The sequence below is a fragment of the Herpetosiphon gulosus genome, assembly GCF_039545135.1.
In the GTDB taxonomy this organism is placed as follows: Bacteria; Chloroflexota; Chloroflexia; order Chloroflexales; family Herpetosiphonaceae; genus Herpetosiphon; species Herpetosiphon gulosus.
On the sequence record NZ_BAABRU010000004.1, the window covers coordinates 297,540 to 311,395 of the forward strand.

General features: G+C 49.4%; 13 protein-coding genes. 1 reads left to right on the plus strand and 12 read right to left on the minus strand.

The features are described from left to right. Positions 1 to 64: 64 nt before the first annotated feature. From secA to ABEB26_RS07185, 3 genes are all read right to left on the minus strand, one after another. Positions 65 to 3,163 carry a preprotein translocase subunit SecA gene (secA, locus tag ABEB26_RS07175; RefSeq protein ID WP_345721288.1) on the minus strand — a complete coding sequence of 1,033 codons (3,099 nt, stop codon included), beginning with the start codon at positions 3,161 to 3,163 and terminating at the stop codon, positions 65 to 67. 104 nt (positions 3,164 to 3,267) lie between these two features. Continuing rightward, positions 3,268 to 3,843, minus strand: coding sequence for an NUDIX hydrolase (locus ABEB26_RS07180; RefSeq protein ID WP_345721289.1), 576 nt, complete (start codon positions 3,841 to 3,843; stop codon positions 3,268 to 3,270). A 203-nt stretch (positions 3,844 to 4,046) separates the two neighbouring features. Next, positions 4,047 to 4,634, minus strand: coding sequence for a TetR/AcrR family transcriptional regulator (locus tag ABEB26_RS07185; RefSeq protein WP_345721290.1), 588 nt, complete (start codon positions 4,632 to 4,634; stop codon positions 4,047 to 4,049). 143 nt (positions 4,635 to 4,777) lie between these two features. On the opposite strand from ABEB26_RS07185, the gene ABEB26_RS07190 reads away from it, so the two are divergent. After that, the gene (locus ABEB26_RS07190) at positions 4,778 to 5,662 is read left to right on the plus strand and encodes an NmrA family NAD(P)-binding protein (protein ID WP_345721291.1); all 885 of its coding nucleotides are present in this window, start codon (positions 4,778 to 4,780) and stop codon (positions 5,660 to 5,662) included. A 97-nt stretch (positions 5,663 to 5,759) separates the two neighbouring features. Here the strand turns inward: ABEB26_RS07190 and ABEB26_RS07195 are convergent, their stop codons facing one another. From ABEB26_RS07195 to ABEB26_RS07235, 9 genes are all read right to left on the minus strand, one after another. Further along, on the minus strand, positions 5,760 to 6,650 hold the full coding sequence (locus ABEB26_RS07195) for a sulfurtransferase (RefSeq protein WP_345721292.1): 891 nt from the start codon (positions 6,648 to 6,650) through the stop codon (positions 5,760 to 5,762). A 26-nt stretch (positions 6,651 to 6,676) separates the two neighbouring features. Continuing rightward, positions 6,677 to 6,988 carry a Rieske (2Fe-2S) protein gene (locus tag ABEB26_RS07200; RefSeq protein WP_345721293.1) on the minus strand — a complete coding sequence of 104 codons (312 nt, stop codon included), beginning with the start codon at positions 6,986 to 6,988 and terminating at the stop codon, positions 6,677 to 6,679. 98 nt (positions 6,989 to 7,086) lie between these two features. Then, the gene (sufB, locus tag ABEB26_RS07205; RefSeq protein WP_345721294.1) at positions 7,087 to 8,505 is read right to left on the minus strand and encodes a Fe-S cluster assembly protein SufB; all 1,419 of its coding nucleotides are present in this window, start codon (positions 8,503 to 8,505) and stop codon (positions 7,087 to 7,089) included. Positions 8,506 to 8,755: 250 nt separating this feature from the next. After that, the gene (gene sufU, locus ABEB26_RS07210) at positions 8,756 to 9,151 is read right to left on the minus strand and encodes a Fe-S cluster assembly sulfur transfer protein SufU (RefSeq protein WP_345721295.1); all 396 of its coding nucleotides are present in this window, start codon (positions 9,149 to 9,151) and stop codon (positions 8,756 to 8,758) included. A gap of 6 nt (positions 9,152 to 9,157) precedes the next feature. After that, on the minus strand, positions 9,158 to 10,396 hold the full coding sequence (locus tag ABEB26_RS07215; protein ID WP_345721296.1) for an aminotransferase class V-fold PLP-dependent enzyme: 1,239 nt from the start codon (positions 10,394 to 10,396) through the stop codon (positions 9,158 to 9,160). Positions 10,397 to 10,618: 222 nt separating this feature from the next. Further along, on the minus strand, positions 10,619 to 10,996 hold the full coding sequence (locus tag ABEB26_RS07220) for a GxxExxY protein (protein ID WP_345721297.1): 378 nt from the start codon (positions 10,994 to 10,996) through the stop codon (positions 10,619 to 10,621). 116 nt (positions 10,997 to 11,112) lie between these two features. Continuing rightward, positions 11,113 to 12,303 carry a Fe-S cluster assembly protein SufD gene (sufD, locus tag ABEB26_RS07225; RefSeq protein ID WP_345721298.1) on the minus strand — a complete coding sequence of 397 codons (1,191 nt, stop codon included), beginning with the start codon at positions 12,301 to 12,303 and terminating at the stop codon, positions 11,113 to 11,115. Then, positions 12,293 to 13,084, minus strand: coding sequence for a Fe-S cluster assembly ATPase SufC (sufC, locus tag ABEB26_RS07230; protein WP_012187972.1), 792 nt, complete (start codon positions 13,082 to 13,084; stop codon positions 12,293 to 12,295). The genes sufD and sufC overlap by 11 nt, the downstream gene beginning before the upstream one ends. 73 nt (positions 13,085 to 13,157) lie before the next feature. Beyond that, positions 13,158 to 13,820, minus strand: coding sequence for a helix-turn-helix transcriptional regulator (locus ABEB26_RS07235; RefSeq protein ID WP_345721299.1), 663 nt, complete (start codon positions 13,818 to 13,820; stop codon positions 13,158 to 13,160). Positions 13,821 to 13,856 lie beyond the last annotated feature (36 nt).

Below are 13,856 nucleotides of genomic sequence, written 5' to 3' on the forward strand. Positions count from 1 at the left end.
AATAAACAGGCCGTAGAGCAAAAACACCCCACGGCCTAGCAACGATGATTAGTTATGTCAAATGCTATTTTTTGCCAACTGCTTGAGCATGGGTATGCTTGACCGCCAAAATCGCCTCAAGTTCGGCTTCTTTGCCCGGCAAGCCATGGCAAGCTTTGAACTTCTTGCCGCTATCGCATGGGCAAGGATCATTGCGGCCGATTTTGATCACAATTCGGCGGGCTGGTGCAGCTTGGCCTGCGGCATTGCTGACCCGTCGCGCCGCCCCACCAACTCCACGTTTGGCGGGCTTGGGAGCTTCTTCAGTAGCGTTTTCTGAACCACCAGCGGTTTGAGCCAGAGCCAAACGGGCTTCCATTTCAAGCTCAACTTGGCGCAAACGCACTTGCCAGTTAGCAGCGTCGGTAAAGAAGTTGTAGACGATCCGGTTTTGAATGTTGCCTTTGAGTTCGTCGAACATCTTAAAGGCTTCGCGTTTGAAGGCTACCAATGGATCTTGTTGGGCAATTGCGACGTTGCCGATGCCTTGGCGCATTTCATCAACCGCTGTTAGATAATCGATCCATTCGCGATCGATTGCCCCCAGCATTTCTTGGCGCTCGAAGTGGGCAAAGAAGGCTTCTGGGCCGCTGACCCCAGGAATTGGCTGAACTCCGCGTTGTAATAAGGTGGTGTATTGGGTTGCCAACTCTTCGCCAAGCCGATTGTAGGCTTCTTCCACCACTTCGGTAGCAATTTCGCCAATTTCATCAGCTTGTTTGCCTTTGAAGCGGGCTGCCAATTCAGTTTCTTGGGCTTTGAGTTGGGGCACAATCGAATACAACTGACGCAAGAATCCTTCGAGATCGGGCTTGTCTAGCTCGCGGTTATCGAGAAATTCTTCGACATGGATGTCGATTTCATCAACGACCATCTCAAGAATCCGGTCGCCCATATCTTCGCCGCCAAGAATAGCATGGCGGTCAGCGTAGATCACTTCGCGCTGCTTGTTCACCACGTCGTCGTATTCGACCACATGCTTACGCACATCAAAGTTATAACCTTCAACCCGAGTTTGGGCACTTTCGATCGCTTTATCGAGCAAGCCCGATTCGAGTGGCAATTCTTCATCGCCATCAGACATACGCTCCATCAAGCGCTTGATCGTGTCAATTCGTCCGAAGCGGGTCATCAACTCATCTTCAAGTGAAATGAAGAAGCGCGACGAACCCGGGTCGCCTTGACGGCCAGCCCGACCACGGAGTTGGTTATCAATCCGGCGAGCTTCGTGGCGCTCAGTGCCGATGATGTGCAAGCCACCAGCTTCCATCACAGCTTTACGCTCAGCCTCGACATCGGCTTTAGCTTGGGCCTGGACTTGGGCTAGTTGCTCAGGCGTTGCATCGGCAATGGTTGTGCCAAGAGCTTTGAGATGTTCCTCAATTAAACCATCGGGGTTGCCGCCCAGCAAAATGTCAGTTCCCCGACCAGCCATGTTGGTCGCAATTGTGATCGCACCCGTGCGACCAGCTTGAGCCACGATATAAGCTTCACGTTCGTGTTGCTTAGCATTCAAAAGATAGTGTTCAAGCCCTTCTTGCTTCAGCAAATTGCTGACAATTTCGGAGCTTTCGACCGAGGTTGTACCGACCAAAACTGGGCGGCCAACTGCGTGCATCTCTTTGATTTCGCGCAGTACGGCGTGATATTTGGCTTTTTGCGAGGCATAAATATGGTCGCGATAATCTTCGCGCACGACTTGGCGATTGGTCGGGATAATCACCACTTCCAAATTGTAGATTTTGCTAAATTCTTCAGCTTCGGTGATCGCTGTACCAGTCATGCCACCAAGTTTATTGTACATTCGGAAGTAGTTTTGGAAGGTGATGGTTGCCAAGGTGACGTTCTCGCGGCGCACTTCGACCGCTTCTTTGGCTTCAACCGCTTGGTGCAAGCCATCTGACCAACGCCGACCTGGCATTGTCCGGCCTGTAAATTCATCGACGATCACGACTTCGCCATTTTGCACCACATAATCAACATCACGATGGAAAACATATTCGGCCTTGAGGGCGTTTTCCAAATAATGAGTTAATTCAAAGTTCTTGGCATCGTACATATTTTCGCCATCAGGCAAATTGAGGCGTTTTTCCATCACCTCTAAGCCCGATTCGGTCAAGGTAATTGAGCGTGATTTTTCGTCGATCCAATAATCGCCATCGAAATCGTCTTTCAAGCCCTTGCGCACTTCATCTGGCGAAATGCTTGAGCGCTTGAGGCCACGCACCAACGAAGAAAACCGACGATAGTTATCGCTGGATTCTTGGGCTGGGCCAGAGATAATCAAGGGAGTACGGGCTTCGTCGATCAAAATATTATCTACTTCGTCAACAATCGCATAGTGCAATTCACGCTGCACACATTGATCTTTGTGCTGCACCATGTTATCGCGCAGATAATCGAAGCCATATTCATTATTTGTTCCGTAGGTCATATCGGCCATATAGGCTTCGCGGCGTGAGCAAGGCCGCCAGTGCACCAAACGGCTATCATCTTGTTTGGCGTTGGGGTCGATATAATTGGGGTCGTAAATCGCTGAATAATCGTGGGCGATATAGCCCGTGCTCATGCCGAGGCTATGGAAGATTGGCCCCATCCAGCCACCACCAACTTTGGCGAGGTAGTCGTTGACGGTAACCAAGTGTGCGCCACGGCCAGGAATTGCATTGAGGAACAAGGGCAAGGAAGCCACCAAGGTCTTACCTTCGCCAGTCTTCATTTCGGCGATGCGGCCTTCGTGCAGCACAATCCCGCCGATCATCTGGACATCGTAGTGACGTTGACCAATCACGCGGCTTGAGGCTTCGCGCACCAAAGCAAAAGCTTCGGGCAACAATTCATCAAGCGCCGCATCTTCAATCGTCCGTAATTCCTTTTGATAGTCTTTTTCGACGGTGGAATCGTGGCGATTTTCGTCGGCGTAGCGGTCGTCGAGCGCTTCACGATCCGCTTTGGTTAGCTCTGCGAACCGTGTGCGTAATTCAGCCGTTTTTTCACGGAGTTGTTCATCGCTAAGAGCCTTCATTGTTGGCTCAAGGGCGTTAATTTCATCTAAGGTTGGCTGCATTTTCTTCACAACCTTAGCGTTGGGGTCGCCCAGTAGTTTCCCAAGCCATTTAAACATGTGGTACCTCGTGGTGTCTGAATATCGGCAGCACGGCTGCATCGCTAGATTATACCACGCAGCTTTGGGCCTTTGAATGCCTTAAAAGCTGCTTAAACGAAATGTTAACGCACTGCCAATAGTCGTGGAGCTTCGCGTTTGAGCAACCGTTGAAACTTGCCAATAAAGCGCCCAAGCTGCGGATCACTGCGTTCCAACGGCAGTTGATCGAGCGCAAACCAGCGAATTTGGCTAAATTCAGCTTGATCGTAGGCCAATGGTTGTTGCGAATCAGCTTGCACTACATACCACAAGGAAACATCAATATGACCTGCGGTCAACCCAACCGTTTCGGTCACGGTGATGAAGCAGGGATCTTGCCAATAAAACTCAGCTTGAATGCCCAATTCTTCTTCGATCTCACGAATCACGGTGATTGCTGGATGTTCATCTGACTCAACATGGCCGCCACATGGCAACCATAATTGAGCATTGCGATGATCGACCAATAAAATCTGAGCCGTCGCCGGATCGTACACCACAATGTAGGAAACTAAGTGCATTGGCGGGGTTGCAGGCTTGGCCGTGCGAAACAGTGGCGCATCGCTATCGATCCATGCCAAGGTTTCATTACAATCGGCCTGCTCGCGTAAATCCAAAGGGGCAATTTGAGTCACTAAGCTACGAATGGTTGAACGCATAACTTCCTCCAACGATCAATTCTCGATTTGATCCACAAAGGACACGAAGAACGGAAACCACGAAGGACACGAAGAACGCGAAGGCTCTTTTTTAGCCACAGATGACACTGATTATTTTGATTATTTGGCTAGCCCCAACCTTCAATGACCGATCCCGCTTTTGCCTTTTGATTTCTGACTCTATGTTCTATGCTCTATGTTCTTCATCCTTTCAAAGCGTCGATGCTACCAACCAGCAATGGCACACTATCATTGATAAAATGTTCGAGGTTTTGGCAACGATCGCTATACAGCCAGCGGGCGGCCAATGCATAAACCGACCAACTAAGCATAGTTGCCAGTAATTGGCGTTGCATGGCTGGCACACCACGTAACGGCCCATAATGATCAAGCCAGGTTTGAATATGCTGCTCAAGCATGCGCTTGATCTGATTTTCCGCCAACGAATCGAAAAACCGATGATATTGGTTGCATTGACCATGGATCATCGCCCAATGGTCGGCGATCGCCCATAGCAAAGCTTGCATATAGCGCGTTGGCGTATCGGGATAATGCTGCATGCGCCGATCAAGATACAGCATAAAGCCATCACGAATCAGCTCATCGACCAAGGCATATTTATCGCTGAAATGGGCATAGAAGGTTGCGCGATTGATCGTCGCAGCTTCGGCAATCTCATTAACTGTGACTTCTTCGAAGGTACGGGTGCGCAAGAGCTGAATCAAGGCATCAAGAATTAATTTACGGGTGCGCTTGGTGCGCGGATCAATTTTAACTGCGTTTCCCAACATTTTAGCTCCTTTGTTGCCTAAACAACAAATTTTCGTTTTTGCTGGTTGACACTATACCACGGCTTCTTTATGCTATTCAACAGATGTCAATTAAACAACGAGTGTTGTTTAGATCTAGAAATTCATTAGCGAGGTTTTCAATCATGGCAAATACCCAAGGTTTGGTAGCGATCACAGGTGCGGCTGGGCAATTAGGTCGTTTGGTTTTGCAACAAGTGCTCGAAAAAGTTGCGGCAAATCAAGTTGTGGCAATCACCCGCGATCCCGCCAAATTGGCCGATGTCGCTGCTCAAGGGGTTAAAGTCGTTGCTGGCGATTTTAGCGATCCCGCTGGTTTGACCGCTGCCTTGGCTGGAGTCGAGCGTGTCTTGATGATTAGTATCGATGTGATTGGCGGCGAACGAGTGCGTTTGCAAACTGATGCAGTCAAAGCAATCGCAGCGGCTGGCGTGAAGCATCTGGTTTATACCTCGGCAATCAATCCCGCCGAAGCCCCAATGGAATTTTTGCGTGAACACGCTGCGACCGAGCAAGCGATCGTAGCCAGCGGTTTGAGCTACAGCTTCTTGCGCAACAACTTCTATTTTGAAACAATTACCGATAAAGTGAAAGGCGCTTTGGCTGGGGGCGTAATCGCTGCCGCCGCTGGCGATGCCGCTGCTGGCTTAGTTGCCCGCGCCGATTGTGCTGCTGCCGCCGCTGCCGCTTTGGTCAGCGCTAACACAACCTCAGAAGTGTATAACATCACTGGCCCTGTGAGCTTGAGCCACAAAGCAATCGCTGAAACTGTGGCTGAATTTGCAGGCCGCGACGTGGTTTATCAGCCCATTGATGCCGCCAGCGCCCAACAACAACTTGAGCAATTTGGCTTGCCTGCCCAAATCGCAGGTTTCGTCGTCGCGATCGACCACGATTTGATCGGCTCAGGCGCGTTGGATCTTGTGACCAACGACGTTGAGCGCTTGACTGGTAAACCAGCTCAATCATTGGCCGAATATCTCAATGCCAACCGTGGTTTGTTTAGCTAGATCCCCTCACCCCAACCCCTCTCCCACGCTGCGGGAGAGGGGCTTTTTGTTTTGTGGTTCCTCGGGCGAAAGAAGATGCTAGGGGCGAGAGGATTAACTATTTGCTTGTAGTAGGATTATGAATTGGCAAGCCAACCACGTTGCCCCATTCAGTCCAAGAGCCATCATAATTGCGCACATTTTTGTAGCCCAGCAATTCATGCAGCACAAACCAAGTCAATGATGAGCGCTCGCCAATCCGGCAATAAACCACGGTATCACTTTCGGGCGTAACCCCAACATCGCCATATAATTGGCGAATTTCATCGGCGCTTTTGAATGTGCCATCATCGTTGACTGCTTTAGCCCAAGGCACATTGACCGCGCCTGGAATATGGCCGCCGCGCACAGCACCTTCTTGGGGATATTCGGGCATGTGCAATTTTTTGCCGGTATATTCATCGGGCGAGCGTACATCAACCAAACTATGACCAGTGGGCAATTCAATCGCGGTTTGACGCGGATTTGGCCGACCAATATGGGCTAAAACATCATCGCGGAAAGCACGAATTTCAGGCTTGGGTTCGCCGACAACATAGCTGGTTGGCTCGAATGTTGGCACAACGCGAGTCAATTCACGGCCTTCATCGATCCATTTTTTGCGGCCACCATTCATAATTTTGAGCTTTTCGTGACCAAGCAATTGGAAAACCCAGTAAGCATAGCAAGCCCACCAATTATTTTTATCGCCATAAAAAACGATGGTGGTGTCGTTACTAATCCCAAATCGGCTCAGCAAGGCAGCAAAATCGTCGCCATCAATATAATCACGAATCTGCAAATCGTTTAAATCATCTTGCCAATTGATTTTGACGGCGTTGGCGATATGGCCCATCTCATACAGCAAAATATCTTCATCCGACTCAACCAAGCGCACCTTGGGATCATTCAAATGTTCGGCAACCCAATCCGTGCTCACCAAGACCTCAGGATTCACATAATCGCTCATCGATTGCTCCTTTATCGAATTAATAATTAAGCCTCAAGCAAAATTTGATCGCCTTCAATTTTGAGGTTGTAGACCTTCAATGGTTCGGTCGCTGGCAACGAGCGCGGGCGGCCACTAGCTAAATCAAAACGTGCGCCATGCAACGGACACTCAATCGTGCAATCATCAACATCCAACTCGCCCTCGTGTAATTCGGCATAGGCATGGGTGCAGATGTTGCTGGTGGCGAAATATTGCGTGCCACAGCGAAAAATCCCGACTTGCTCGCCAGCAAAATCAATTTGAATCGCTGACGTTTCGACCAAATCTTGCAGCGTTGCAACAACGTGAAAGCTCATCATTATTCCTTAATTTATTAACTAAATTGATTAACAATGATCTGACATAGAAAACGCCGAGGACGCAGTGGTTGCGCCTCGGCGTTGGTAGGCCAAGCCTAGCCGACCGAACCTTCCATTTCCATTTGGATTAAGCGGTTCAATTCGACCGCGTACTCCATGGGCAATTCGCGGGTGAATGGCTCCATAAAGCCCAACACAATCATCGAAAGTGCTTCGGCTTCGTCGAGGCCACGGCTCATCAGATAGAACAATTGCTCTTCACCGATTTTGCCGACGGTTGCTTCGTGGGCGACGGTTGCTGAATCTTCCTCGATCTCGATGTAGGGAATCGTATCCGAGGCTGAGCGATCGTCAAGAATCAAGGCATCACACACCACGTTGATTTTGGCGTTGTGTGCACCGCGCATAACCTTAGCCAAACCACGATAGGTCGTACGACCGCCGTTCTTCGAGACTGATTTGTTGGTGATACGGCTGGTAGTGTCGGGAGCGCCGTGCACCATCTTGGCCCCAGCGTCTTGATGTTGGCCTTCGCCAGCATAAGCAACTGAGAGCACCTCACCCTTTGCGCCGCGACCCATCATGTAAACCGCAGGATACTTCATGGTCAACTTCGAACCAATGTTACCATCGACCCATTCCATCGAAGCATCTTCATAGGCTACGGCCCGTTTGGTCACCAAATTGAAGATATTGTTGGCCCAGTTTTGAATCGTGGTGTAGCGGCATTTGCCACCTTTCTTCACGATAATTTCAACCACTGCTGAGTGCAATGAGTTGGTGCTATAAACTGGCGCGGTACAACCTTCGATATAGTGCACTTCTGCGCCTTCATCAACGATAATCAAGGTGCGCTCGAATTGGCCCATGTTTTCAGCGTTGATGCGGAAATAGGCTTGCAATGGAATATCGACCTTGACACCTTTGGGCACATAGACGAACGAACCACCCGACCAAACCGCTGTGTTCAAGGCAGCAAATTTGTTATCGGCTGAAGGAATGATCGTGCCGAAATATTCCTTGAACAATTCTGGATACTCTTTCAAGCCAGTATCGGTATCAAGGAAGATCACGCCCAGTTTTTCCCACTCTTCGCGCAACGAGTGGTAAACAACTTCTGATTCGTATTGAGCGCCAACGCCAGCCAAGAACTTGCGTTCGGCTTCAGGAATACCCAATTTTTCAAAGGTATTCTTGATACTTTCTGGTACATCGTCCCAGTTATTTTCGGCGCGTTCGCCAGGCCGCACATAATAGTGAATATCTTGGAAATCCAACTCGGCTAAGCGAGGGTTGGCCCAGACACCACTAACGGGCAATGGTTTTTTATGGAAAATTTCCAGCGCCTTCAAGCGGCGTTGCAACATCCATTCAGGTTCGCCCTTCATTTCCGAGATCGTGCGCACAATATCGGCACTCAGACCCTTTGAGGATTTGAATGTGTAGTTCTCTTCGTCGCGAAAGCCGTACTTCGAGTAATCAAACTCGATTTCGTTTTGTGCAGGGTTGGACATGCCCTGAGCCTCCTATAGTGTGATCACGAATAAGTGATGAGATTACTTGATTCAGAATCTTGCAATTCTGTTTCTAAATGATGCCATTCGTTAGCAGAAAATTCGGCTAGTGCCGTGGCAATTGATTGTTGATAGCGCCGCTCACCCAATCGTTCGAACAAGGCATAGATTGCCCAGAGACCGAATCCGGCTCCAGCCAATTTAACTAATCGTATTATGTTGATTAGTGCTGGATATCGAGCGGACTGGATCAAAGGCGATCCTCATCGTCGTCAACCAGATTGACCCCGTAGAGACCAGCTTTGAGCGTTTTGAGCGAGAGCAAGGCACATTTCAGCCTCACGGGACCAATCGGTATCCCCAATAAATCGAGGATGGTTTGTTTATCAAAGGCTTTAGCTTCATCAACGCTTTTGCCAGCAAGTTCTTCGCTGAGCATCGAGGCTGAAGCTTGGCTAATCGCACAACCTTTACCTTTAAATTTTACATCAACAATCCGCTCGTTTTCGACCAACAAATAAATGCTGAGTTGATCGCCACACAACGGATTATGCTCGTGTTGCACAATCGTTGGCTGCTCAAGCTCGCCGTAATTTCGCGGATGGCGATAATGATCTAATATATTTTCACGATATAAATCGTCCACAAGGCCTCACAGTTGGAAGGTATCGCGAGCCAAAACCAAGGCTTCGGCCAAACGATCAATTTCTTCCTCAAGCGTGTATAGGTAGAATGATGCGCGTACCGTTGCTGGCACGCCCAGAATATCGTGCAACGGATGGGTACAATGATGCCCAGCCCGCACTGCAATCCCTTGGGTATCGAGAATCGCTGCCACATCGTGGGCATGCACACCAGCCAAGGTAAAGCTCACCAAGCCACCGCGCTCGGCAGCAGGTGGACCAAAAATGGTCAACCCATCGATGCCGTTGAGTTTATCCCAAGCGTAGTGAGTTAATTGGCGTTCGCGCTCGTGAATCGCCTCCATCCCAAGCCCATTGAGGAAGTCTATCGCCGCGCCAAGGCCAATTGCCTCGGCAATCGCTGGCGTGCCTGCCTCGAATTTCCATGGGAGATCGTTCCATGAGCTTTCGCGTAGCCCGACCCGTTTGATCATATCGCCGCCACCCATAAACGGCGGCATCGCTTCAAGTAATTCGCGTCGCGCCCACAGAACCCCAATGCCGGTTGGGCCACACATTTTATGCCCTGAAAAGGCCAAGAAATCACAGCCAAGCTCTTGAACATTGACTGGAATATGCGGCACACTTTGCGCCCCATCCACCACCACCAAGGCTCCGACCTGTTTGGCAGCAGCAATCACCCGTTCAACCGGATTGATCGTACCCAATACATTCGACATGTGAGTCATTGCCACCAATTTGGTGCGTTCAGTCAATAATTGATCAAGCTTGCTCAGATCGAGCCTACCGTGAGCATCAAGCTCGATAAAATCAAGCTCTACACCAATTTGGGCTGCTAGCAATTGCCATGGCACTAAATTGGAATGATGTTCGCTGACTGTGAGCAAAATTCGATCGCCTGCTTGCAAATTAGCACGACCCCAGCTTTGAGCAACCAAGTTAATAGCTTCGGTGGTATTGCGGGTAAAAATAATTTCTTTGGTCGATTTCGCGCCGATAAAGCGGCCAATTGTGCGGCGTGTGCCTTCATAAGCTTCGGTAGCGGCTTCGCTAATCTGATACACGCCTCGATGAACATTCGCATTAATCGTGCGATAATAGCGATCCATCGCTTCAAGCACAGCTAACGGCTTTTGGGCAGTTGCGGTGCTATCCAAATAGGCTAAGCGATGGCCGTTAATCGATTGATCCAAGAGCGGGAATTGCTCGCGAATGGCCTGAATATCAAGGGTTGTTTGTACAGACATAACTCACCAATATCCGATTCCATAAAGGAAACCATGAATTGCTTATTTTGATCCACAAAGGACACGAAGAGTACGAATGTTTGGCTCTTGTGATCCTACCAAGATTTATAGGCAATTAATAAAAAATTGCTTATTTTGATCCACGAAGGACACGAAGAGTACGAATGTTTGGCTCTTGTGATCTGTTAAAATTCATGGGCAATTAACGAGTTGACAGTAACGTCAACGAACTAGGCGTTTCCATTCCAACTTGCCAAGACCACCAAAATTAATCAATAGCCCAACCCGAAATTGGGTTGCTTTGAGATAATTAATCAGTTGCGCTTCTTCGAGAGTTGTCAAACGATTTAGCGCTTTTAGCTCAACAATGACTTGGTTGTAACAAATAAAATCAGCAATATAGTTTTTTTGGAGTAATTGCTGTTTATAACGAATTGCCAAAGGTGCTTGGGCCGCAAACTGAATTTGGCGTTGTGCCAACTCTAATGCAAGTGCTTCTTGATAAACAGCCTCTAGAAATCCGCTGCCCAACTCGCGATGTACTTCAATCGCCGCCCCAACCACCGCGAATACTTCGTCTGCCAAAAGAATCGTTGCCATCCACGCCTCCCAAAAATAGTTAGTTCGTTGCTGTAACTAGATACATAAACTAACTATTTTTGGGATCACACAAAAAACATACTTCGTGTCCTTCGTGCCCTTCGTGGATCAAATCGTTAGACTTTATCGGCGACGATAGTTTCGACGCGTTCGCGCACAGCTTCATCGGGAATCATATCGATGATTTCGCCAACAAAGCCCAACACGATCGTGCGCTTGGCTTCGGCAAACGGCAAACCACGTGATTGCAGATAGAACAACTGCTCTTCGTCGATTTGGCCGCTGGTTGAGCCGTGGCCAGCCTTAACTTCATTGGCATCAATCTCCAAGCCTGGAATTGAATCCGAGCGTGAAGTGTTGCTCAAGTGCAAGGCATTTTCGCGCAAGTCGGAGTTGGTGCCTTGGCCTGTGGCGGGAATTTTGACCATGCCATCGAAGACAGCATAGGCTTCATCATCAACCACGGTTTTGAAGTTGATTTGGCCTTCGGTGTTCAAGCCAATGTGATTAAGCTTGGGTGCAACTAGCAAGTTTTGCTTGCCATTGCCATACAACAAGCCATTCCAATTGACGCTTGAGCCGTTGCCACTCAAATTGGCTTCCAAGGTAACGTGTTGCACAGCGCTGCCAACCACCACGTTCAGCCATTCGGCTTGAGCATCGCGGTTGATGCGAATTTGTTGGCTGCCCAACAGATACACATTGCTGTTCAAGGTTTGCACGCTGGAGAAGTTAACTTTGCCACCGTCACCAACCTCGATTTCAGCCCCAGTCAAGACCACTGCGCTACCAGCAAAATCGGCTGAGCTAATTTCTTCGATCACATTGATCGAGCTATGGCGCTCGGTAACGATCAAGGTACGGGGGGCGACAATTGTGCCAGCATTGCTCAAGTGATAGCGAATCCGCACCAACTCTTCAACTTCAAGATCCTTGGCAACGTGGATAAAAATCCCGCCGTTGACCAAAGCATTATTAAGCGCTGAAAATGGATCGCGATTGGTTTGAACGGCGCTTCCAAGCACCCGTTGCACCAATTCGGCGTGGCTGTGAACTGCTTCGGCTAAAGGCAGAATCGTCACACCTTCTGCGCCAGCAAAATCAACCGAAACTTCGGCTTCAGCCAATGTGTAATCAGCAATATTGAAGCCCTTCAAATTGGTTCGTCGCCAATCTGGTTGCTCAGCGGTTTCGAATGCTTCCCAAGCTTCGCGACGGCGGCTGGTCAGCCAACTTGGCTCGTTGCGGCTAGCCAGCAAGGCCTCAAATTGCGCCACATCAAAAGTAGATTGCAAATTAGCTGGCATTGCCGAACACTTCCTCTCGAATGAAATCGTAACCTTTTTCTTCGAGTTCTAAGGCCATGTCGGGGCCACCTTCGCGCACAATTTGGCCGTTCATTAAAACGTGCACATAATCGGGCTTGATGTAGTTGAGCAAACGTTGGTAGTGGGTAATCACCAACACGCCTAATTCGGGCTTTTCAGCTTTAACTTTGTTGACCCCTTCGGCCACAATCTTCAAAGCATCGATATCAAGGCCTGAGTCGGTTTCGTCCATGATTGCCATAGCAGGCTGCAACATAGCCATTTGCAAAATTTCGAGGCGTTTCTTTTCACCGCCTGAGAAACCTTCGTTCAAATAGCGGCGGGCAAAGTCAGGAGCCATTTCCAGCATATCCATACGGGCTTTGATCACTTTGCGATATTCAGCCATTGGAATCGCGGTTGATTTTGGATCAACGCCTTCTTGAGCGCGATGGGCGTTCAAGGCAGCCCGCAAGAAGTTGGCAACGGTTACACCAGCTACCGCAACTGGATATTGGAAGGCTAAGAATAAGCCCAATTTTGAACGATCATTTGGTTCGAGATCAAGCACATCTTGGCCTTTGTACCAAACTTCACCTTCGGTCACTTCATAGCGTGGGTGACCAGCGAGGGTATATGCCAAGGTTGACTTGCCTGAGCCATTTGGCCCCATGATGGCGTGAATTTTGCCTTCTTCGATGGTGAGATTAATGCCTTTAAGAATTTCTTTGCCATCGACCGCAACGTGCAAGTTGCGAATGACCAAATTGTTGGCGCTCATGACACTCCTATTCAAGATTGCTATTCAACACAACAGCGTGGCATGCCCCCTGCATCGCCAGCCGCCAAAGAACTTAGTTATGCTTCTCGATCCCAATCTCATCGGCTTTGATCACAAAGTGACAGCCGTTATGACCTTCGACCATGCGCCGTTGAATTTCAACTTCATGGCCGAGCGCAGTTTCCATCATTTGGCGTTCCATGCTGCACAGGCTATCGTGAGTTTGGGCCACCTCAAAATAAGGGCAGGCATACTCACTGACCACCCAACCACCACCAGGCGATTCGGCCACATTGATCGACATCCCTTTGCGGTTCATCGTGTAGACGAATTGCATCAAACGCTCACGTAAGGCCACGTTGGCTGGATGATCGCCCGTGTAGAGCGTTGCTAAGCGTGTACCCACCCGACTGAGCAACTGGGCCATTCCTTCTGCACCTTCGGTCGCCAAAATTTCTTCCAGCAACACATTCAAAAGCACATCGTAGCCCTTGGGAAAGAGCGATTGGGCCTTGGCAGTCAGGGTATAGCGGTAGGAAGGGCGGCCTGGTCCTTGGCGAATTTTGGTTGGTGCAATGAGGCCTTGGTTGGTGAGATGGGTTAGTTGCTCGCGCACCGCAGTTGTGCTCACAGCCAGCGCATCTTCCAATTCCTTGACAGTCGCTGAACCTTTACGCTGAATGTAGCTCACAATATCGCCGGCGGGCGTTCCTTCTCGGATACCAAACACGGTCATAGATACCTCGCATTATGCCTTTGACCATACCGTCAC

Excerpts from the sequence above, each read along its gene's own strand:
- ABEB26_RS07200 (WP_345721293.1), bottom strand. The coding sequence starts at position 6,988 with ATGAGCTTTCACGTTGTTGCAACGCTGCAAGATTTGGTCGAAACGTCA.
- ABEB26_RS07195 (WP_345721292.1), bottom strand. The coding sequence starts at position 6,650 with ATGAGCGATTATGTGAATCCTGAGGTCTTGGTGAGCACGGATTGGGTT.
- ABEB26_RS07180 (WP_345721289.1), bottom strand. The coding sequence starts at position 3,843 with ATGCGTTCAACCATTCGTAGCTTAGTGACTCAAATTGCCCCTTTGGAT.
- sufC (WP_012187972.1), bottom strand. The coding sequence starts at position 13,084 with ATGAGCGCCAACAATTTGGTCATTCGCAACTTGCACGTTGCGGTCGAT.
- ABEB26_RS07220 (WP_345721297.1), bottom strand. The coding sequence starts at position 10,996 with ATGGCAACGATTCTTTTGGCAGACGAAGTATTCGCGGTGGTTGGGGCG.
- ABEB26_RS07215 (WP_345721296.1), bottom strand. The coding sequence starts at position 10,396 with ATGTCTGTACAAACAACCCTTGATATTCAGGCCATTCGCGAGCAATTC.
- secA (WP_345721288.1), bottom strand. The coding sequence starts at position 3,163 with ATGTTTAAATGGCTTGGGAAACTACTGGGCGACCCCAACGCTAAGGTT.
- sufD (WP_345721298.1), bottom strand. The coding sequence starts at position 12,303 with ATGCCAGCTAATTTGCAATCTACTTTTGATGTGGCGCAATTTGAGGCC.
- ABEB26_RS07235 (WP_345721299.1), bottom strand. The coding sequence starts at position 13,820 with ATGACCGTGTTTGGTATCCGAGAAGGAACGCCCGCCGGCGATATTGTG.
- ABEB26_RS07190 (WP_345721291.1), top strand. The coding sequence starts at position 4,778 with ATGGCAAATACCCAAGGTTTGGTAGCGATCACAGGTGCGGCTGGGCAA.
- sufB (WP_345721294.1), bottom strand. The coding sequence starts at position 8,505 with ATGTCCAACCCTGCACAAAACGAAATCGAGTTTGATTACTCGAAGTAC.
- ABEB26_RS07185 (WP_345721290.1), bottom strand. The coding sequence starts at position 4,634 with ATGTTGGGAAACGCAGTTAAAATTGATCCGCGCACCAAGCGCACCCGT.